Source organism: Halococcus sediminicola (assembly GCF_000755245.1).
Lineage (GTDB): Archaea > Halobacteriota > Halobacteria > Halobacteriales > Halococcaceae > Halococcus > Halococcus sediminicola.
Map to the genome: position 1 here is coordinate 372,088 of NZ_BBMP01000007.1, position 19,456 is coordinate 391,543.

General features: G+C 59.3%; 15 protein-coding genes, 1 tRNA gene and 1 pseudogene. 11 read left to right on the forward strand and 6 right to left on the reverse strand.

Translation table 11 applies throughout. The annotated features are described in order from the left end of the window. The first annotated feature begins 8 nt into the window (after positions 1–8). A complete protein-coding gene (locus tag ACP97_RS06075) occupies positions 9–1,073 on the forward strand; it encodes a type I restriction enzyme HsdR N-terminal domain-containing protein (protein ID WP_049996935.1) in 1,065 nt (354 codons plus the stop codon). Between the two features lie 206 nt (positions 1,074–1,279). On the opposite strand, the gene ACP97_RS06080 is transcribed toward ACP97_RS06075, so the two are convergent. Both ACP97_RS06080 and ACP97_RS06085 read right to left on the reverse strand, forming a co-directional pair. Beyond that, positions 1,280–1,354 (reverse strand) — tRNA-Val (locus ACP97_RS06080). A gap of 40 nt (positions 1,355–1,394) precedes the next feature. After that, positions 1,395–1,928 carry a cob(I)yrinic acid a,c-diamide adenosyltransferase gene (locus tag ACP97_RS06085; RefSeq protein WP_049996936.1) on the reverse strand — a complete coding sequence of 178 codons (534 nt, stop codon included), beginning with the start codon at positions 1,926–1,928 and terminating at the stop codon, positions 1,395–1,397. 110 nt (positions 1,929–2,038) lie between these two features. Between ACP97_RS06085 and ACP97_RS06090 the strand changes: the two genes are divergently transcribed. From ACP97_RS06090 to ACP97_RS06100, 3 genes are read left to right on the forward strand one after another with little or no spacing between them, the layout of a single operon-like run. Then, the gene (locus ACP97_RS06090; protein WP_049996937.1) at positions 2,039–3,103 is read left to right on the forward strand and encodes an enolase-like domain-containing protein; all 1,065 of its coding nucleotides are present in this window, start codon (positions 2,039–2,041) and stop codon (positions 3,101–3,103) included. 42 nt (positions 3,104–3,145) lie between these two features. Next, positions 3,146–4,420 carry an MgtC/SapB family protein gene (locus ACP97_RS06095; RefSeq protein ID WP_202593571.1) on the forward strand — a complete coding sequence of 425 codons (1,275 nt, stop codon included), beginning with the start codon at positions 3,146–3,148 and terminating at the stop codon, positions 4,418–4,420. A gap of 47 nt (positions 4,421–4,467) precedes the next feature. Next, positions 4,468–5,508 carry a zinc-binding dehydrogenase gene (locus tag ACP97_RS06100; RefSeq protein ID WP_049996938.1) on the forward strand — a complete coding sequence of 347 codons (1,041 nt, stop codon included), beginning with the start codon at positions 4,468–4,470 and terminating at the stop codon, positions 5,506–5,508. Positions 5,509–5,510: 2 nt separating this feature from the next. On the opposite strand, the gene ACP97_RS06105 is transcribed toward ACP97_RS06100, so the two are convergent. Continuing rightward, the gene (locus ACP97_RS06105; RefSeq protein ID WP_049996939.1) at positions 5,511–7,418 is read right to left on the reverse strand and encodes a polysaccharide deacetylase family protein; all 1,908 of its coding nucleotides are present in this window, start codon (positions 7,416–7,418) and stop codon (positions 5,511–5,513) included. Positions 7,419–7,745: 327 nt separating this feature from the next. On the opposite strand from ACP97_RS06105, the gene ACP97_RS06110 reads away from it, so the two are divergent. From ACP97_RS06110 to ACP97_RS06130, 6 genes are all read left to right on the forward strand, one after another. Beyond that, a complete protein-coding gene (locus ACP97_RS06110) occupies positions 7,746–9,215 on the forward strand; it encodes an alkaline phosphatase (RefSeq protein WP_049996940.1) in 1,470 nt (489 codons plus the stop codon). Between the two features lie 168 nt (positions 9,216–9,383). Then, positions 9,384–10,715 carry an MFS transporter gene (locus ACP97_RS06115; RefSeq protein WP_049996941.1) on the forward strand — a complete coding sequence of 444 codons (1,332 nt, stop codon included), beginning with the start codon at positions 9,384–9,386 and terminating at the stop codon, positions 10,713–10,715. Between the two features lie 336 nt (positions 10,716–11,051). After that, positions 11,052–11,900, forward strand: a complete 849-nt coding sequence (locus tag ACP97_RS06120; RefSeq protein WP_079977557.1) for a CPBP family glutamic-type intramembrane protease — start codon at positions 11,052–11,054, stop codon at positions 11,898–11,900. Positions 11,901–11,947: 47 nt separating this feature from the next. Then, positions 11,948–12,532, forward strand: coding sequence for a DUF3238 domain-containing protein (locus ACP97_RS18960; protein ID WP_079977558.1), 585 nt, complete (start codon positions 11,948–11,950; stop codon positions 12,530–12,532). 133 nt (positions 12,533–12,665) lie between these two features. Then, a complete protein-coding gene (locus ACP97_RS06125; protein WP_049996943.1) occupies positions 12,666–13,529 on the forward strand; it encodes a DUF3891 family protein in 864 nt (287 codons plus the stop codon). A gap of 124 nt (positions 13,530–13,653) precedes the next feature. Then, complete coding sequence (locus tag ACP97_RS06130; RefSeq protein WP_049996944.1) at positions 13,654–14,754, forward strand: oxidoreductase; 1,101 nt, start codon at positions 13,654–13,656, stop codon at positions 14,752–14,754. A 244-nt stretch (positions 14,755–14,998) separates the two neighbouring features. Here the strand turns inward: ACP97_RS06130 and ACP97_RS06135 are convergent, their stop codons facing one another. The 3 genes and pseudogenes from ACP97_RS06135 to ACP97_RS06145 form a co-directional block, all read right to left on the reverse strand. Continuing rightward, positions 14,999–15,196 carry a hypothetical protein gene (locus tag ACP97_RS06135; protein WP_049996945.1) on the reverse strand — a complete coding sequence of 66 codons (198 nt, stop codon included), beginning with the start codon at positions 15,194–15,196 and terminating at the stop codon, positions 14,999–15,001. Between the two features lie 274 nt (positions 15,197–15,470). After that, positions 15,471–17,327 (reverse strand): glycoside hydrolase family 15 protein, encoded by a 1,857-nt coding sequence (locus ACP97_RS06140; protein WP_049996946.1) that lies wholly within the window; start codon positions 17,325–17,327, stop codon positions 15,471–15,473. A 184-nt stretch (positions 17,328–17,511) separates the two neighbouring features. Next, a pseudogene (locus tag ACP97_RS06145) lies at positions 17,512–18,519 on the reverse strand (arsenic resistance protein). A 148-nt stretch (positions 18,520–18,667) separates the two neighbouring features. On the opposite strand from ACP97_RS06145, the gene ACP97_RS06150 reads away from it, so the two are divergent. Then, on the forward strand, positions 18,668–19,417 hold the full coding sequence (locus ACP97_RS06150; protein WP_049996947.1) for a helix-turn-helix domain-containing protein: 750 nt from the start codon (positions 18,668–18,670) through the stop codon (positions 19,415–19,417). The last annotated feature ends 39 nt before the right edge of the window (positions 19,418–19,456 follow it).

Below are 19,456 nucleotides of genomic sequence, written 5' to 3' on the forward strand. Positions count from 1 at the left end.
GAACAAGAATGGATGAGAGCGACGTAGCGGCGTACGTCGAACGGTCGGAGCCACTCATCGAATCATCGCCGCAGATGGATGAGCAGAACACGAAGGCGAAACTCATCAGACCACTGATCGAACTGCTTGGCTGGGACGTGTATTCTTCGGAAGTCGAACTCGAATATTCGATGCAGATCGGCCGTGGGAACACGCGGGCGGACTACGCCCTCATACTGGAAGGAGCACCGGTCGTATTCATCGAAGCCAAAGGATGTGATAGCGCGCTGACTGATTCCGACAGGAAACAGTTGGCGAGTTACATGCGACAGACCGGTGTCGATTGGGGACTGCTGACGAACGGAACCACCTTCGAGATACTGAAACGGCGAACGGACAGCAATCGTCCGGAGGAAATCCTGTTGGGTTCGTTCACGCTTACGGAACTCGCCGAGAATCGAGAGCTACTCGAACTTCTCTCGAAAGAACTCGTCGAATCGGGTGAAGCGAACAGTATCGCCGAACGCATGGAAACGACGAGAAACGCCGTCCGAACACTTCGGAGCGAAAAGGAACGCATCGCTGAGCGAGTGACGCAAGTCGTCACGGATGAAATAGGCGACATTCCAGCACAGGAGATTCAGGCTGTATCGAAGGAATATATCGACGAGCTGGCTAATACGCTTGAAAGTGCGAGCGATGTGCAGGGAGAGCACAAGCACGACGGCGGAGAGCGACACGACGAGGCCGAAAGCGAATCGCAGTACATGATTACACTCGTCGATAACGAGACAGTTGTCGAAACGTTTAGTGAACCAAATCAAAGTGCGGTGATGGCTGCTGCTGTCGATCATCTCATTTCTGAACGGGCGTTGCTGGACGAGATCGAGTCGCTTCCATACGTTCCAGGCGAAAAGAACGCACTTCTCAATACTGAACCGCGTCATCCATCTGGACGTGAAATGAATACATACAGACCGGTTTCTGACGACTACTACGTCTTCACGAGTTTGAATCGCGAGGCGAAACAGCGCTATGTTGAGCAGTTTGCAGAGCGCTGTGGACTCACCGCTGAATTTGATGGACTCTGGTGAAAGGCACCTATTTACGTTCACAGCTCGCAATAATCGGGGAATTATGGTTCTATAAGGACATAATCTGCTGCGGTTGTGTCAGCGCTCCGACCGCGAGCGAACGCAGTAAGCGGGCGGACCGACGACCGACCAACGGGAGGGAGGAGGCTTTTGGTCCAGATTTTGCGAGGGAGCGAGCGCAGCGAGCAACCGCAGCAAAAGGTGGATGGGTCGGGGCGGATTTGAACCGCCGACTTCCTCCGTGTGAAGGAGGTATCATAACCAGCCTAGATCACCGACCCCTCACAGGCGATTTCCGACCGCGAAAGATAAACGTTGCCTTCAGTAGTCGGGCGCTTCCTCGCTCACTCCATCGCGCTGGTTCACCACACGTGCGAGGGTGAACAGGGCGTCCGAGAGCCGATTCAGGTAGGTCACGGTTTGCTCGTTGATCGCTTCCTCACCAGCGAGCGCGACCGCGCGGCGCTCGGCCCGCCGACAGACCGCTCTGGCGTGGTGGAGGCGCGCACCGCTGTCGCTGCCTCCCGGGAGGATGAACGAGCGCAGGGGTTCGAGTTCTTCATCGTACGAGTCTATCCACTCCTCCAACTGCTCGACGCGCTCGGCGGTCATTTGGGGGTCGTCCTCGTCGGGGTCGGGGTTGGCGAGGTCGGCCTGCACGATGTGGAGGTGGTTCTGTATCGCGCGCAGCTGCTCGTCCACGTCCTCGTGACCCGTCGGGCGGACCCGTCCTACGGTCGCGTTCACCTCGTCAACGGTGCCATAGGCCTCGATTCGGGGATTGGCCTTCGAGACGCGGTCCATCGTCCGGAGATCCGTCTCGCCGGCGTCGCCACGACCTGTGTAGATGGTCATGACGCTTCCACAGCCGCCGATGACTTATATCCGGCCGTCGCAGCGTCCCCGAGCGATTCGGCGAGGAGAGCGCCGGTATCCTCATGCATCGAGGGTGCGAACGGGCACGAATGACGCTGTACGAGCACGTCGCCGACCTGCCGCTTCGCGTCGAAGAGCACGGTCTCGAACGCCACGAGCGCGAGACGTCGAGCGGGTTCGCGCGGGCGACCACCGTCGTGTCGCTTCGGGGCGATAGCCACACCGGCCGCGGCGAGGACGTGACCTACGACACCGCAGAGCACGACGCCCTCCGCGAGACGGACCCCGACTGGGACCTCGCTGGCGACTATACACTCCGGTCGTTCTCGGCGGCGCTCGACGACGTGGACCTTTTTTTCGGACGCGACCCGGACCGCGAGGAGTTCCACAGCTATCGCCGGTGGGCGCTCGAAAGCGCCGCGCTCGATCTGGCGCTCCGCCAGTCCGAAACCACCCTCGGGAGCGCGCTCGACAGACGATACGATCCCGTCCGCTTCGTCATCAGCACGCGCCTCGGCGACACGCCCACGACCGACCGCGTCGACGACTGGCTCGCCATCCAGCCCGAAAGCGAGTTCAAACTCGACCCGACGCCCGAGTGGACCGACGAACTGGTCGCGGACCTCGCGGCCACCGGCGCGGTGCGAATCCTCGATCTGAAGGGGACCTACGAGGGCACCGAGGTGGACAACCCCGCCGACGTCGACCTCTACCGGCGCGTCCTCGCCGGCTTTCCCGATGCGATCGTCGAGGACCCGCGACTCACCAACGAGACCCGCGAACTGTTCGTCAACGAAGAGGACCGAGTCAGTTGGGACCACCCGATCACCAGCGTCGAGAGCATTGAGTCATTGCCTTTCGAGCCGCGCTGGCTCAACGTCAAGCCCTCCCGATTCGGTACCGTCGAGAGCCTGCTCGACAGCATCGAACACTGCCTCGAACGCGACATCCGCCTCTACGGCGGCGGCCAGTTCGAACTCGGCGTCGGCCGCGAGCACATCCAGACGCTCGCCTCGCTGTTTTACCCCGACGGACCGAACGACGTCGCGCCCGGCGGGTACAACGACCCCGAACCCCAGGAGGGACTCCCCGAAAGCCCGCTCGTCGCGCCCGCCGCCCCGGCCGGACTCGGGTTCGTCGACGAGGGTGCGTAGCGGGTCGACAGAATGCCGACGGACGTTTATTCGTCGGCCGGGATGGTCCAGTCAGTGCTCCCCCCGTTGCAGTTCGCCGCCCCGCTCGACAGTCCGGTGGCGCACATCGCCCTCGCCGGCGCGCTCGGGTTGTTCCTGGGACTCGAACGCGAGTGGTCGGACAAACCGGCTGGCGTTCGCACCTTCTCGCTCATCAGCCTGCTTGGGGCGGTCTTCACTATTCTCGGTTACGAGGAGTTGCTGGCGGTCGGCGGCGTGCTCGTCATCGTGCAGGGCACCGTGTTGGCGATACAGGGACTGGGCGACGAGGACCTCGGTCTGTCGCTCACTACATCAGTTTCGATGCTGGTCGCCTACGGTGTCGGCGCGCTCACCGCCTCGGGGTTCGTCATCGAGAGCGTCACCGTCGCCGTCCTCTCCTCGCTCCTATTGGTGCTCAAGCGCGAACTCCACACGTTCGCGGGTGGTCTCTCCCGAGAGGAACTCCGCTCGACGACCGAGTTCGCCATCCTCGCGTTCGTCATCTACCCCCTCTTGCCGACCGGCGACGTCACGATCGGCTCCGGCCGACTGGGAGTCGAGATCGAACCGCGCGTCGTCTGGCTGATGGTGGTCGCGGTCGCCGCCATCGGTATCGTCAACTACGCCATCGTCAGGAACTACGGCGGCCGGGGCATCGCCGTCACGGGCTTCTTCGGGGGACTGGCCTCCTCGACGGCCGTCGTGGGCACGATGTTGGAGTCGGTGCGCCAGCACCCCTCGACGACCTCGTATGCGGTTGCGGCCGTGTTGCTCGCCGACGCGGCGATGGCGCTTCGCAACCTCGCTATCGTGCTCGCGTTCACCCTGCCGAACGTGCTCGTTGGCGCGCTCGTCCCGCTCGCGGTGGTCGTCGTCGGCAGCGTCGCCGTCGCCGCCGTCACCGCCGATTGGGATACACCCGTCGAGATGGACCTCGATAGCCCCTTCTCGCTGCGCAACGTGCTCGCCTTCGGCGCGATGTTCGCGGTCGTGGTGCTCGCGGGCGGGGTCGCCCAATCCGAACTCGGCGCGGTGGGGTTCTACGTGACCGCGGTCATCTCGGGGCTCGTATCGAGCGCCGGCGCGACCGCGTCGGCCGTGTCGCTCTATCGCACGGGGAGTCTGGCCGGCGAGACCGCCGTCGTCGCCGTGTTGCTCGCCACCGCGTCGAGCATCGTCGTCAAGGCCGCGCTCACCATCGTCGGGCCGAGCCGTCGGTTCGCCACCCGTGTCGCGCTCTGGAGTGCCGTCCTCCTGGTCGCCTCGCTCGTGTCGGCGGTGCTCGTGACGCTGTGAGTGAAAATACCGAAACCGCTTTGCGCGCGTCGCGTGCATCGTGGGCCATGCAGGCAGTCCAACTCACCGAACACGGCGACCGCGACGTCATCGAGTACGGCGATTTCCCCGACCCCGAGCCGGGAAAGGACGAGGCGCTCATCGACGTGAAGGCCGGTGCGTTGAACCACCTCGATATCTTCACGCGTCGTGGGCTACCGGGCGTCGATTTGGAGATGCCCCACATTCCGGGGAGTGACGCCGCGGGCGTCGTCGAGGAAGTGGGCGAGGACGTCACGCGCGTCGAACCCGGCGACCGCGTGGCGGTCACGGCGGGCATCTCGTGTGGCGAGTGCGAGTTCTGTCGCCACGGCGAGCACTCGCTCTGTGAGAGCTATCACCTCATCGGCGAGCACGTTCGGGGAGTACACGCAGAGCAGGCGGCCGTGCCCGCGGCGAATCTCGTCCCCGTTCCCGACGACGTGGACTGGGAGACCGCGGCGGCCGCGCCCCTGACCTTCCAGACCGCGTGGCGCATGCTGATGACCCGCGCCGACCTCGAAGCCGGCGAATCCGTCCTGGTACTGGGTGCCTCCGGGGGAGTGGGGCAGGCCGCAGTACAAATCGCCGACTACGCCGGTGCGGAGGTCTACGCGACCGCGAGCACCGACGAGAAGTTGGAATACGCCGCCGAGTGCGGGGCCGACCACACCATCAACTACGCCGAAAACGACTTCGCAAGCGAGATGCGCGAGGCCACCGACGGCCGCGGCGTCGACGTCGTGGTCGACTATGTGGGGCCGGCGACGTGGGAGGACTCCATCAAATGTCTCGCCAAGGGCGGGCGGCTCGTGACCTGCGGGGCGACCACCGGACCGAAAGCCGAGACCAACATCAACCGCGTCTTCTGGAAACAGGTCGACATTCTCGGGTCGACGATGGCTACCCTCGGCGAGGTTGACGACGTGCTCTCGCTCGTGTGGGATGGGACTTTCGAGCCACGCATCCGCGAAACGCTGCCGATGAGCGAGGCCGCCCGTGCCCACGAGATGCTCGAAGAGCGCGAGGGCTTCGGCAAGGTCGTCGTGGTGCCCGACAGCGAGCGCTGACCTTACTGTTCGGCGGCGAAATCGGCCGTGGTCAGCACGTCCAGTCCCCGCGACTCGACCCTGTCGAGCAGACGGCGGAAGTCGGACGCCGGCAGTCGGGAGCCACCGAGACCGTGGGCCATCAGCACGCAGACGGTATCAGTCTTGTAGGCGTGGTCGATTGCGTCCAGCGCGTTCTCGACGTCGTCGGTGTTGACGCGCGGCACCCAACTCGCCTCGGTGAGAGTCCCATTGGAAACGGACGAGCCGCCGCCGAACGAGAGGTCGAAGTAGTCGCCGGCGATGTTCAGCGCATCCGCGTCGAAATCGCCGAACGGCCAGACGAGCGTGTTGGCTCCCCGGCCGCTGGTGTTGTCGAGGAGCCACTGTTTCGTCTCGCGCATCTCCCGTTCGGCCTCGTCGGCGGGAATCGACCCGAGACCGCCCGAGACCGACTCGCGCTGTGGGTGCGCTGCCCACGCCCAGCCCGCACTATCCATCTCGTCGATCTGGCTCTGTGTGAGTTTGTTCGAGTCGCCATCGACCACGCGAGGGATGATGGCGCTCGTCCCGGCCATGCCGCGATCGCTCATCATGTCGTACGCGACCGTGTAATCGGAGCGATTGGCGTCGTCGAAGACGAACAGGACGGCCCCGGAATCGCGTTTCGGGGTCGTTCTGATGTCGTCGACGTCGATTTCACACTCCTTGGCCCCGGTATAACAGGAGATGGAGAACTCGTTGATGTCGGCCATGTCGGGTGTTCCAGACCACGCCGACGGACCGAGACCGATGCGAACCCAGCCGTGTTTTTCCGAGAGATAGCGGGTCGTGGTCTGGAACTCCGAGCCGTCGCCGGCAGCGAGTTCGACGCGCAGCGTCTCGTTCGAGACGTCCCGGAGCCTGACGGCCATCGAGAGGTCGCGGTACGCGAAGTTGTCGCTCGACGTCCGCGTGGTCATCTCCACCCGATCGTTGTCGCCCTCCGAGATCAGCGTCGCGGAACCGGAATCGTTCGGCGGGTCCTGCCAGTCCGCTCCGCTCTCGACGCGGCCGGAGACGGCCTCCCAGCCCCTCGAACCGTCTTCGAAGTTCTCGTAGGTGGTTCCCTTCTCGTGACTGCGAGCGCGGGCGTTGTAGCCGAGTTCGAGGTCGGCGTTCGAAGCAGCACCGTCGCCACCATCACCGCCGCCGGAGCCGCCACCGTTGGAATAGCGGAACTCGCTCTCAGGGCGGCGACCGACGTGTGCCGGTTGGCCATTGAGATAGGCGTTGATACGCCCATCCAGCGAGAACGCTTCGAGGTCGCCGTCGAACAGGTATGCGTCTCGACCATCCCCGCTGATTGCACCTTCGGCGTGTGTCCCGTCGATGCGATCCTTTCCGCCGATACCTTCGTGAGCAGCGAGGTTGCTCCCCACGTCGAACGCATACCGAGTGTAGGGTCCGGTGGCAAGAATCTCGAACAGATAATCCGGCCGCCGGCCGACGTGCGCGGGGCCGCCGTCGAGGTCGACGTCGATACGGCCGTCGAACGTGAACGCAATGAGGTCGCCCGTAAACGTGTAGACGTCGGTCCCGCCGTCGGCGACCGCGCCGTGGGCGTAGTGGCCGTCGGCTTCGTCGATGCCCCCGATGCCGCGCTCGGGACGCACTTCGCCCGAGACGGCGAACGAGTAGGAGGTGTAGTTGGCAACGCCGACGATTTCGAGCGTGTGTCGTGCTGCTGTCGCCGTTCCAACCGAGCCGAGACCGACGACCGTGGCACCAGCGGCGGCGAGATACGTGCGCCGGGAGAGTTTTCTCCTCCGACCATCCGGCGACTGATGGTCGTTCGTCCTGATATTGTCCTCGGCTAAATCATTCGATAGGGCATCAGATGTCCCCTTCTTCGAAGTATCATCGTCTTCAGCGAACGAATTGTCAGACACAATATAAAACACGTCCACCGTCCGGTTATAAATGTACACTAGTTGTTTAACCTAACCGCTCAAGACGGGCCATCGAACGGGCTATCAGTAGTATGGGGTTGTCGGGTGGATCGAATCGGTGCTCCGACCGCCGTGGGATTTCGTCCGATCGGGACGTGCGGTGATGACGAACCGTCGGCCACTCGGACGGGAGTCGTCTATCCGTTCGGAACGGCCGAAAGATCGCCTCGTGTTCGTGTCATCTAGTAGACTTTTCGAGCCGTTCTCGTGTCTGAAATCACTACTTGGTAGTAAGTTTCATGGTGCCGGTGGTCGCGCTTTTGCTCGATGTCCGAGAAACCAACGACGAAGGGAACGAGCGGCACCGACGAGGAGATCGAAGGACCGAACACGACGCGCCGAACCTTCCTCAAGGGGTCGAGCGCGGCGGCCGGCATCGCGGCGCTCGGAATGGAGGGAACGAAACCGGCGAACGCGAACGACACGGACGAAACCGACGACGAAAACGATGGGGACGACGGGCCGACGAACGTCATCCTGTTCATCGGCGACGGACAGGGCCGTGCACAGCTCGATCTGGGACGGTATCTGAAGGCCTATCGAGAGGGCTCCGAGACGTTCCCGCTGAACGTCGCCGACGCCACGTACAACGTCGATCGCCACGACGCCCACGGCTCGGCGACCACCTTCCCGGACGACCCCGAGGAGTTCGTCGCCGACTCGGCCTCGACCGCGACGGCGATCGCGACCGGCCACAAGACCTACAACGGTGCGATCGGCGGCGTCGAGAACGATGCAGGCGAGTTCGTGCCCAAGAAGACGGTGTTGGAGGGGGCCCGCGACATGGGCTACGCCGTCGGCCTGGTCACCACGGCGCGGATGACACACGCGACGCCGGCGTCGTTCGCCAGCCACGTCCCCGACAGGGGCGAAGAAGAGGAGATCGCCAAACAGTACGTCCGCGACGGCGGCGTGGACGTCCTCTTCGGCGGCGCGCGCTCGTACTTCCTGCCCGACGGCCGCGAGACCGACGATGCGGACCTCGTCGCCGAAGCCAAGCGCAACGGCTACCAATATCTCACGACCGAAAGCGACCTCGAATCGCTCGACAGCGCCCCGGCGCTCGGGCTGTTCAGCGAGTCCGACCACCTGAACTACACGCTCGACAGACAGGACAGCGACGACACGACCCAGCCCGGACTCGGCGCGATGGCCGAGAAGGCGATCGACCTTCTCGAAGCCCGTGGCGGCCGGAAGGGCTTCTTCCTCATGGTCGAGGCCGGTCGCATCGACCACGCGGGCCACGCGAACTACCCGGTCGTCGCCCACGAACAGCTCGAAGCCGACGACGTGGTCGGCCGACTGCTCGATTACGCCGCAGACTCCCACGGCGAGACGTCGGTCATCACGACCGCCGACCACGAGACGGGCGGTCTCTCGCTCGGCTCCGGGGGACCCTACGACGTGAACTTCGACGTCTTAGATGGACTGGAGGCGAGCACCGACGCGCTCGTACCGCTGGTCGAGGAGGCCGAATCGCGCGATGAGGTGGCATCCATCATGCAAGAGGAGGCGGGCATCGACCTGCTCGACACCGAACTCGACGAACTGCGGGCGTACAACACGCCAGTCGCCGAAATCCTTAACCACCGGATACGCCTCGGCTGGACGTCGACCGGCCACACCGCCGAGAACGTTCCGACCTTCGCCACCGGCCCGAACGCCGAGTTCTTCGACGGCACCGTCGACAACACCGACATCGCCGGCGCGATACGCGAGCGGCTGAACGGGGACTGATCCGCTCTTCTTGTTCGGTGGCTCTGTTTAAACTATAGAAAATCGATAGATACGCCGTGCGAGATACAGAGCGTGCATCCATCACACTGGGTTCAATCCTACCGACCTCTGGTAGCTCCCCCCCCCCTCATCGATAGTAGTTTATGTGTTCTGAGAGAATACCTGGGTATGGCCCAAGAGCAGGCCGAAGCCGCAGGGCCCATCGACGCGTTCCGGCAGTTTTTCGCCCTCCAGCGGGACGTGCTGGTGCTCTCGTTGGCGATGTTTGCGTTCAGCCTCGGCTTTCAGATGACGAGTCGATACCTCCCAGAGTACATAGTTGCGCTCGGGGCATCGGGTTTCGTCGTCGGTCTGTTCGGAACCTTCGGGAATCTCATCTCTGCGGTCTATCCGTATCCTGGTGGGGCGGTCTCTGACCGAATCGGCTCGCGGTACGCCCTCACGGTCTTCGGAGTGCTTTCGACCGTCGGGTTTGCCTTCTGGTTGCTTGCCCCCGAGCTTGGAACGATCACGATCGCCGGGATGGCGATCCGACCGTGGGTATGGATTTTCGTCGGCCTGTTTCTCGCACAGGCCTGGAAGTCCTTCGGACTCGGGGCCACCTTCGCGGTCGTCAAACAGGCGACCGATCCCTCGCGGCTGGCTGCGGGCTTTGCAAGCACCGAGACGTTCCGACGGGTCGCGTTCCTCATCGGACCGGTTCTGGCAGCCATCATGATTGGATTTCATCCCGAGTTTACGGTGAGTTTCCAGTACGTCCTCGGTGTAGCAGTCGTGTTCGGTGTTCTGGGAACGGTCGTCCAGCATTTTCTCTACGACGCGAGCGAGGATACAATCGGTAACTCCTTTGCGGGGATCGAGCAGATTCGACGGGACCTCCGCGAGATGCCTGAGGAACTTCGCCCGCTGTTGGTGGGTGATACACTCGTTCGCTTCGCCAACGGGATGGTCTACGTGTTCTTCGTGCTCGTGGTCACTCGGTTCCTTCAGGTCGGCTGGGAAACCACCATCTCACTCGGCGGGTTCTCCTACGGTGTTGATCTGTCGCCGGAGGCATTTTTCGGCTACCTGCTGGGCGTGGAGATGGTGGTCGCACTGTTGGTGATGGCTCCTGCGGCCAAGATTGCCGAGTACGTGGGACTCAAGCCCGTCGTAGCGCTCGGGTTTGCCGTCTACGCAATCGTCCCGGTCATCTTGATCAACGCGCCCGCGAATGCGGCAGCCTTGATCGTGGTATTCGCGTTTTCTGGTCTGCGGTTTGCAGGGCTCCCTTCACACAAGGCATTGATCGTCGGTCCCGCAGAACAGGGAGCCGGCGGACGTGTGGCCGGGTCGTACTACTTGCTGCGAAACACGGTCGTCATTCCGAGTGCTGCCCTTGGAGGCTATCTCTGGGAATTCGTCAATCCAGAGGTCGCCTTCACGATTGCAGCCGGGATTGGTGTAGTTGGGACTGGCTACTTCCTCGTATTCGGGAAAGAATTTGACGCATACCGGTAGAACGAGCACTATGAGATATATATGAATAGAGACATTTCATGCTGCAAGATACGCGCCCTATATTCAGCAGAGTTTGTACGAACTGCCGACTTTCTGGCGGGAGCGGCGTGCTGGATCGAGAGGATGTATCCAGCACGGGCAGCAGCTGTCTCTTGCGCCCAAATCGAACTTCATGAGGCTTACCTGCCAGCTCTCCGGTCCCGAAAGGGCGGTTAGGGTTCACAAAGATGTTTATGCAGAGATGGAGAGATTGACCGCTCAACAGGACGATCAGATCAAGCATAAGCGATAGGCACGCCCTTACGATTATTACACTTGAAATTCAGTTGGGAGCATATGGACACACTGCGCCGAACTGCACGAAACCGGCCGGTTTTGAGCTTCCTTCTATTGAGTATCGGAATCTCGTGGCCGCTGTGGGGTGCACAGCTCGTCATACCACCTCAGAGGCTCGTTTCAGCTGGTTTGGGATTCGTCCCATTTTTCCTTGGATTTGTTCCCTATTTCGGCCCATTGATCGCTGCGGCAGCTCTCATCTGGCTTACTGGTGGTGATCTCCGATCATGGGCGAGTCAGATCTGGCGATGGCGAGTCGCTCCACACTGGTATGGTTTCGCGCTGTTACTCCCAATGCTCTGCAGTGTCGGCATTGTAATCGCTTCGGCGTTATTCATCAACGCACCGTGGCGTATTCCATTTCGCGCCCCGCTAACCAATGGTCGATACATATTCGTCCTCGTCACTTTCGTTATCAACGCCATCGGTCTTGAGGCAGGGCTCCGTGGGTTCGCGCTTCCATGGGTCCTGCGGCGATTCAACGCGCTGGTCGCTAGCGTCATTCTCGGTGTCGCGTGGGCGGTCTGGAGTCTGCCGCAGTTGTTGTTCCCAGGTTCAATCCTCTCGGCATTGTCGATAGTCGTATACATCCCGGCGTTGGTCATTTTCTCGGTTCTCCTCACGTATATCTACAACAGCACGAATGGGAGCGTCTTGGCTGCCGCCGTACTCAGTGGCGGTATCCAAACCGGAGTCACCACATTGGGTGCTCCTACTCTCGCTATGCAACTCATCACACTGGCTGTCTGGGCGATTCCAGCACTTGCGATTGCTAATCTCTACGGAGAGGAACGACTCGCGGAGCGACTTCCACCGACTGAAAATCTCGTCAATCCACTTGACGAATAGGATCTTTCCAAGTCAGTATTATACAGCTGGCAGAGTGACCTCCTCGCATGGTTGATATCGTCAAGCTACGCGCCGCGACATTCATCCCACTGACCTGGCTTGATTCGCCACGCAGAGGGGAAGAAACCATTCAGTTCCAAGGGGACGACCGTGGCTTCACACCATATGCCGTCAACACTGGTCGCTCCCGTATCGAACAGGAAGTGGTGATCGACCTTTCTCGCCAGAAATGTCTAGAATACACGAATACTGGGCACTCAAAAGAGCGAATTGAGCAAGCAGATGGCAGTACAAAAGTCCGAACAGGGAAGGCTGACACATCCGCAATCACTGTAACTGATATCGATTGGAACAATGGATGTGAACTCGTCATGAGCACAGAAGCAGCGAATCCATTAGTTGAGCACGCCCATCCAGTCAGCTACGAAGCACAGGCTACAGTCAATGCAGACGGCAGTATCCGTCTTACAGGTAGCCATGATTCATTCCCTTGTTTCGAGTTCTACTCACAGACTGATTTTGGCTCTTTCAGTATACTCCACACGTACGACTATCGTGAAGAAGGTGGATCACCATTTGATCTCGAAGGACCTCCTGACTACGAGTTTGACGTACGGCTGAACGAAAGTTGACTATCTCCTATTTCAAAGTCGTCTTCTTCCGGACTGGCGTATCGATGCTTGTTGCTTCGTTCCTGAACCTTCCCACAAACCGGATATCTGGAGACCCGGAGAGTTATACTCGCTGCTCAAGAAGCAACTAGCGATGATTATTGCTGAAACCGGCGACAAGTACCAGTTCGTCACGCAGCCTGACCACGCGACCCTCTCAGGACGACTAGCAGCCCACTGGGGTAACGGCGTGTTTGATCAGCCTGCTCCCCGTTCGGCGGTCCGTATCGCAGCTGACCATCACGACCACGGCTGGCAGAGCTACGATCTGCGCCCACATCTCACTGACGAGGGGACGCCACGAGGCTTCACGAACGTTCCCGACGACGAGTGGGTAGAGTTTTACACCCGTGGTATTGAGAGGGTTACCGACGTTGATGCCTATGCCGGACTGTTGACGTCGATGCACGCGACAGGTCTGCGTCGCGGCGGCTACGGAGTCCGCTCATCGATTCCCGACCAATCGGATGATCCGCCGTACGAATCGTTCGTTACCGAACAAGAGCAGTTCCAGCGTGAGATCCTCGCCGACCTACAGGAGGGCCGCTACAGCACGTACGCAGGACCGAACGAACAGGAGTTCCTTGCAGACCTGCACGAGACAGGTGACGCTGAAGCAACGAATGTGTCCCCAACGGAGAGTCGACTCTGGACGAACTATCTCCTGCTCCAAACGTTCGACGTGCTCTCGTTGTATCTCTGTGGAGCGCTGTCGTTTGATCGGACCGAGATCGGACCAGTGCCTCCATCGACAGCCGACGAACCGATTTCGCTGACAGTCGAACCGATCGGCCTGTCGTCAGTGGCTGTGGAGCCATCCCCGTTCGACACCACTCCGCTCACACTCTCAGTAGCAACACGAACCGTGCAAGGAATCGAGTGCGAGGGGACAGAGACGGATGTCGTTGAGGCGTACTACAATGCGGAGCAACGACAGACTGCGTTCACGCTGTACTGAGCGAACTGCGAGTCACACGGCCGGGTTCGTACGGTTCACCGATTCTTCATGGTACCTACTGGGCGTGTAGAGAGCGCGCACTCCCACCACCCCGTTTTATGTGAAGGAACCATATGAAACCGCGATGACGCACGATACACTGTTTGAGTCGTTCGATATCAATGGATTGTCGCTTGACAACCGAGTTGGCCTCGCACCAATGACTCGAACGAGCGCAACGGAAGAAGGGCATCCCACAAGAGAGATGGCCCGCTACTATACCTCATTTGCTCGTGGTGGCTTTCCGTTTCTTGTTTCTGAGGGTATTTACACAGACACAGCTCATAGCCAAGGCTATCCAAACCAACCGGGGTTGGCAACTGACGCACAAGCCGATGAATGGGAAGAAGTCGTCGACGCAGTCCATGAGGAGGGAAGCGTCTTTTTTGCCCAACTCATGCATGCTGGCCCACAGGCACAAGGCAATCGTTACGTTGACGACACTGTAGCGCCGTCTCCGTACCAGCCTCCGGGCGAGATGGCGGAGGTATACGGCGGTTCTGGAGCCTACCAAACGGCCATTGAGCTAGACGAGAGTGGACTCAGCGAGGTGAAAACTGGCTTTGTTGAGTCTGCAGAACGTGCCGCAAAAGCCGGCTTCGAGGGGGTAGAAATCCACGCTGCAAACGGTTACCTCTTGCACGCATTTATCGACCCTCTGGTAAACGAGCGTAATGACAAATATGGTGGCAGCCCAGAAGCCCGCGCACGCTTTCCCGCAGAAATCATTGCAGCCATCCAAGAGACGACACCTGAAGAGTTCGTTGTTGGCGTCCGCACTTCCCAAACTGCCGTCACTGACGAAGAACGGACATGGCCCGATGAAGAAGACACTGCGAAAGCGGTCTTTGAGTCGTTCACCAACGCTGGTGCGGACTACATCCATGTGACTGAACCAGAAGTCACCGAACCCGCATTCGGCGAAACCGGTCGCACGCTCACCGAATTGGCTGACCAATACAGCGAAACAGTGATAATCACGAATGGAGGACTCGGCGACCCGGAAAAAGCGCGCACAGCACTGGCTGATGGCGCTGATCTCGTGACACAGGCGACAGCTGCACTAGCCAATCACGATTGGCCGAACCGCGTCCGACAGGGTGACGAACTCGCCAACCTTGATCCGAGCGTTGTTTTCGAGCCGGATGCATCAATCAGTGCTGCAGAGATTCCAAACGACGACTAGCTCATATCATGGACATCGGGTTCGTTGCGATGACGCCGATAATCGTGGGCATCACCGGGATCGATTCGCCGCTAACGATGGCCGGTCTCTGCGCGCTTGGCTACGCAACAGGGTGGTCATGCGCTACAATATCCGGTATCTCGAGCCAGTTTCTACCGAGAAATGAATTCTACGCGACTTGTCAAATGCTTCCCGGGGAGCATTGATCGCAGCGTCCGTCGTGAACGTTGCATATTATCTACATCTACTGGGTGGTGTCACCGTTTTCATTATCGTCGGCTCCTTTAATTTCGATGGTGGCGCGCTGTCCGGATCGGGAATTGCTGTCGCGGTACTCGTCGCTCTCGGTCTGATCGGCTTTCCTCCGCGGTCTGGACAAATTCAATGAGTTAAGTGAGCGGACGACGGCCTTCAACCTCGCGGCCGTCTCGGCGATTATCATTGGATTCGACGCGTACAACATACAAGTAGCTCTAACAGGGAACTGGGTGCTCCCCGACTACAACCCGCCGCTGACCACCCAAGGCGCACGACAGATCCTCGGGTTCTTCGCCCTCGTCCAAGGTTTCGAGGCCTCGCGGTACATCGGTCGAGAGTACAGTGCGGAACGTGGTCGCTTTTCATGTCTTAAACTGGATTCCGGAGGCGGTCGGGACAGCGACATTTCCGCGTGGAGACCGTTGCAGTGACACGAACGAGCCGAAAGGTAGGCTGGTTCAGTCGGGCGTGGTCGTATCGCTGTTCGCGGATTCGATCCCCATCGGTTCGATATCAGGTTGCTCTTTTCCCTCAGATCTGCCGAGATACAACGCAGAGTTGATGAGACCGATATGGCTGAATGCCTGTGGGAAGTTGCCCAGTTGTATCCCGGTTTCGGCGTCGATCTCCTCGGCCAGCAGTCCGAGTGGACTCACGTATTCCAGAATGTTCTCGAAACGCTCACGCGCTTCGTTGACCCGGCCTGAGAGTACGAGTGCGTCGATTAGCCAGAACGAACACAGCACGAACGCTCCTTCCTCGCCAGGGAGCCCATCGTCGCCATCGTAGCGATGGACCAACCCGTCGTCGGTCGCCAGTCGGTCGTCGATGGCGTCAATAGTGCCCTGCACGCGCGGATCGTCGAACGGCAGGAACCCAACTATCGGAATCAACAATCCGGTTGCGTCGAGCGTGTCAGTCCCGTCGAAGGACTGGACGAAGCTATTCAGGTCCTCGTCGAACCCACGCTCGATGACGGTCTCTTTGATCTCCTCGCGAGTCTGTCGCCATTCTTCGATTGGAGCCTCGAAGCCTCTTTGGTCGGCGAGCGCCAGCCCGCGATCGAGCGCAGCCCAGCACATCACTTTCGAGTAGACGAAGTGGCGGGCGTCGCCGCGGACTTCCCAGATGCCCGCGTCTTTTTCGTCCCAGACCTTCCGGACGTACTCAATGATTTCCCGGAGTGACTCCCACTCCTCCGTATCTAAGCGATTGTCTCCACGTGAGGTATCATACGCCGCGAGTACGATCTCGCCGTAGATGTCGAGTTGGCGCTGGCCAGCCGCGTCGTTGCCGATCCGTACTGGCTGGGAGTTGCGATACCCAGAGAACTCTTCGATCTCCTCTTCGGTGAGGTCGCTTTCGCCGTGAAGCCCGTACAGTGGCTGGATGTCTTTCGGGTTTTCGACTTGGCAGAGATCGAGAAACCACTCGAAATACGATCCAGCCTCCTCAGTGTGACCGAGGTTCGCCAGTGCTTGGAGGGTAAAGGCGGTGTCGCGCAACCACGAGAATCGGTAATCCCAGTTACGAATGCCGCCGATCTCCTCGGGCAGTGAGGTGGTCGGGGCGGCGGCGATGGCGCCCGTTTCGACGTGGGTCATCAGCTTGAGAACTAATCCCGAGCGCACCGCGAGGTCGTGCCACGGCCCGCCGAAAACACATTCGGAGTCCTCTGGGCACGTATGCGCCCAGTCGCGCCAGAACTCGACGGTTTGACTCAGCGCCGCTGCTGGATCGGTGTCGGCGTCCTCAGTTCCAGTACACCGCAGGAGGAACCACGCGGTCTCATCCGCTTCCAGCGCAACCGTCCCGGTTGCGTGATCGTCGTGGATGTCGAGCGAAATTGGGCCTTCAAGTACCGCCCGTTCATCCGCACCCTCGGCGCGAACTCCCTTATCGGTTGGTTCGAGTGTGATTTCGGCGCGGTCGTAATCGAACCGGGGTTCGAGGTTCACCTCAAGCTCAATCGTTCCGTCGGTGCAGTCCACCTTCCGGTAGAGCACTTTCTTGGGGTGGTCGGTCTCCCCGGCCGGCGGCATGAAGTCAGTTATCGTCGCTGTTCCGGTAGACGTTTGAAAGGTGGTCTCCAAGACGTTCGTTCGGCCAACGTACTGCTGGATGCTGTCGAATGAGTTAGTAGGATTGATTTGGAATCGTCCGCCTCGGTCGGGGTCGAGTATTGCGGCGAACATACTCGGCGACTCGAGGTGCGGGAAGGGGAACCAGTCAATCGACCCACTCGGATCGATGAGTGCACACGTTTCGAGATTGCCGATGAGACCATAGTGTTCGAGTGGGGTGAAGTCGCTCATAAGTATCAAGTTCCTATTGGATACTCATGATTACTCGCAGCAAATCGGTTGGCCTCATTCCGTCTTTCAGGGGGACGGGAATCGATTCAGCATCTTTCATACGTTCAAAGACCGAACCACTAGCAGTTGTATCTGCCGCCCTCATTCAAGAATCTCGAATTCCGTGTGAACAAGTTTATAGCTGTCATTCTTTTGTCTTAATGGCCATATCATCTACTGATTCTGGTTTTGATGCTGGGATGAGCCAAGCGGGCACCATCCGAATGAGAACGACCATTCCAGCTAACTCAACGAGCGTTTGTGTCACCACTACCGCCGGTGTGAGCTCATAGCCAGTTGGTAAGACCAGAGTCAGTGGAAGAATGACCAGTGAGTTTCGAGTGACTGACGTGAACACGAGAGCACGACTTTTCCCCACTTCCATCGGTAAAAGACAGGTCGCTCCCTATCCGAGTAGAGGCATGATGATGATGAGAAAGGCCACGTAAACGGGGACTACTACAGCAACCTGATTGATCGAATTCTCGACACGCGATAGCTGGGAGGTGATAATTACGAACAGCGTGACACTCATTATCGGAGCTGGCAACCACCCCATCGTGTCTTTCAATCGTTTTCCAATCTCGGCACGCTCTGCTCCTGCCTCAGTGAGCCACGCAAGCGTCAATGGAAGAGCGATGATGAGCAAAAACGTCTCAATGAATGGACCCGCCTGTATGAATTCTGCCACCCGTTCGCCCATGAACACCCAGAGGTATCCGGGGAGAAGCAACAACTGGACGAGCAACAGTACTGGTGCCGCAGCCGTGATCTGCTCTGAGTTACCGCCCGCCAGTTCCGTGAACGAGATCACGTAGTCGATACACGGTGTGAGCAAGACCATGAATACCCCCACGAGAATAGCTGGGTTTTGTGGAAGAAATCGAGCGAGAATGAAGACAATAACTGGGATTACGAGGAAGTTCATCCCTAGCGCAGCAAGCATGAATCGGGTGTTTGTGAACGCATTTCGGAGTTCAGTAAAAGGCACTTCGAGAAACGTCACATATAGCAGCACTACGAGAACAGGATTGATGAGTTGTTCCAGAGTAGAACTTAGCTCCGACCGAGCAGTATTCACAAAAATCGCGAGAAGGACACCGACCGCGTAGACGAGAATTTGATGGCGCTGAATCCACTCCTTTATGACCATTCCCATTGAGTATCTTCTGTTCTACAGCACTTTATGAGAGGTCCATCGCCTAATTCAATTTATATCGTGAGAAGAAGTGTTTGCGTGGCTTCCTGAGTGAATAGGAGAACGTCAACACGCTCATACCCTTCTCGATCCTATCGGGAGTATGCGTGAATTTGTCTTTGCTCTCGAGTACGCTCCGGAGACAAACGCCGTTGCTGATATCCTCGCTGCTAATCCGGAAACCAAGATTCGCTCGCTTTCGTGCCACGTTACTTCCAATCATCTCTGGCGTGTCGACCACATCACTGGAAGGCAGGATGCACTTGACAAACTTACTGAAACCGTCGCCAATACTGAGTACTACACCGATTGTTTAGCTCGCCGTGATTGTGAAGCTGATTGGGAAACCCAGGTCCTTGACCGGAATGAGGATGCGCTCGTCCTCTACTCATATTGGACACGTACTCCAGCCTGTACTTCGATCCCTCACCTCGCTCTCGATCACTTCGGTGATGGTCTCATCTTTGAGACGGGGTGGGCTGGACGCCAATATGAGTGGCATATCATTGCATCCGACAGCACTTCGTTTGGTGATTTTCAGAACGCTATTCAGTTCGAAATCGATGAGACTACCGGTGTAACTTTTCTCCGAATCGGTAATACGACCACCGCAGCTTCAAAAACTGCTGAGTCCACCCTCACACCCGAACAGGACGCTGCCATCCGTACAGCTATCGAACACGGATACTACCAGACACCTCGCGAGATAGAAACCTACGAACTCGCTGAAAAGCTCGATATCCCCGGCTCAACACTTGCATATCGACTCCGCCGTGCTGAAGCGCAGCTAGCTGAAACCTATATCGCAACTTCTTCTCCATCCACCTCCCCCCTCCCTTCGTCCGATAGTTGAGTGGAGTTGGTGTGTACCAACTCAAAGCGTTTGTCCGTA

Coding starts and splice junctions, on each gene's coding strand:
- ACP97_RS06075 (WP_049996935.1), top strand. CDS start 9: ATGGATGAGAGCGACGTAGCGGCGTACGTCGAACGGTCGGAGCCACTC.
- ACP97_RS06085 (WP_049996936.1), bottom strand. CDS start 1,928: ATGACCATCTACACAGGTCGTGGCGACGCCGGCGAGACGGATCTCCGG.
- ACP97_RS06090 (WP_049996937.1), top strand. CDS start 2,039: ATGACGCTGTACGAGCACGTCGCCGACCTGCCGCTTCGCGTCGAAGAG.
- ACP97_RS06095 (WP_202593571.1), top strand. CDS start 3,146: ATGGTCCAGTCAGTGCTCCCCCCGTTGCAGTTCGCCGCCCCGCTCGAC.
- ACP97_RS06100 (WP_049996938.1), top strand. CDS start 4,468: ATGCAGGCAGTCCAACTCACCGAACACGGCGACCGCGACGTCATCGAG.
- ACP97_RS06110 (WP_049996940.1), top strand. CDS start 7,746: ATGTCCGAGAAACCAACGACGAAGGGAACGAGCGGCACCGACGAGGAG.
- ACP97_RS06115 (WP_049996941.1), top strand. CDS start 9,384: ATGGCCCAAGAGCAGGCCGAAGCCGCAGGGCCCATCGACGCGTTCCGG.
- ACP97_RS06120 (WP_079977557.1), top strand. CDS start 11,052: ATGGACACACTGCGCCGAACTGCACGAAACCGGCCGGTTTTGAGCTTC.
- ACP97_RS18960 (WP_079977558.1), top strand. CDS start 11,948: ATGGTTGATATCGTCAAGCTACGCGCCGCGACATTCATCCCACTGACC.
- ACP97_RS06125 (WP_049996943.1), top strand. CDS start 12,666: ATGATTATTGCTGAAACCGGCGACAAGTACCAGTTCGTCACGCAGCCT.
- ACP97_RS06130 (WP_049996944.1), top strand. CDS start 13,654: ATGACGCACGATACACTGTTTGAGTCGTTCGATATCAATGGATTGTCG.
- ACP97_RS06135 (WP_049996945.1), bottom strand. CDS start 15,196: ATGATAATCGCCGAGACGGCCGCGAGGTTGAAGGCCGTCGTCCGCTCA.
- ACP97_RS06140 (WP_049996946.1), bottom strand. CDS start 17,327: ATGAGCGACTTCACCCCACTCGAACACTATGGTCTCATCGGCAATCTC.
- ACP97_RS06150 (WP_049996947.1), top strand. CDS start 18,668: ATGCGTGAATTTGTCTTTGCTCTCGAGTACGCTCCGGAGACAAACGCC.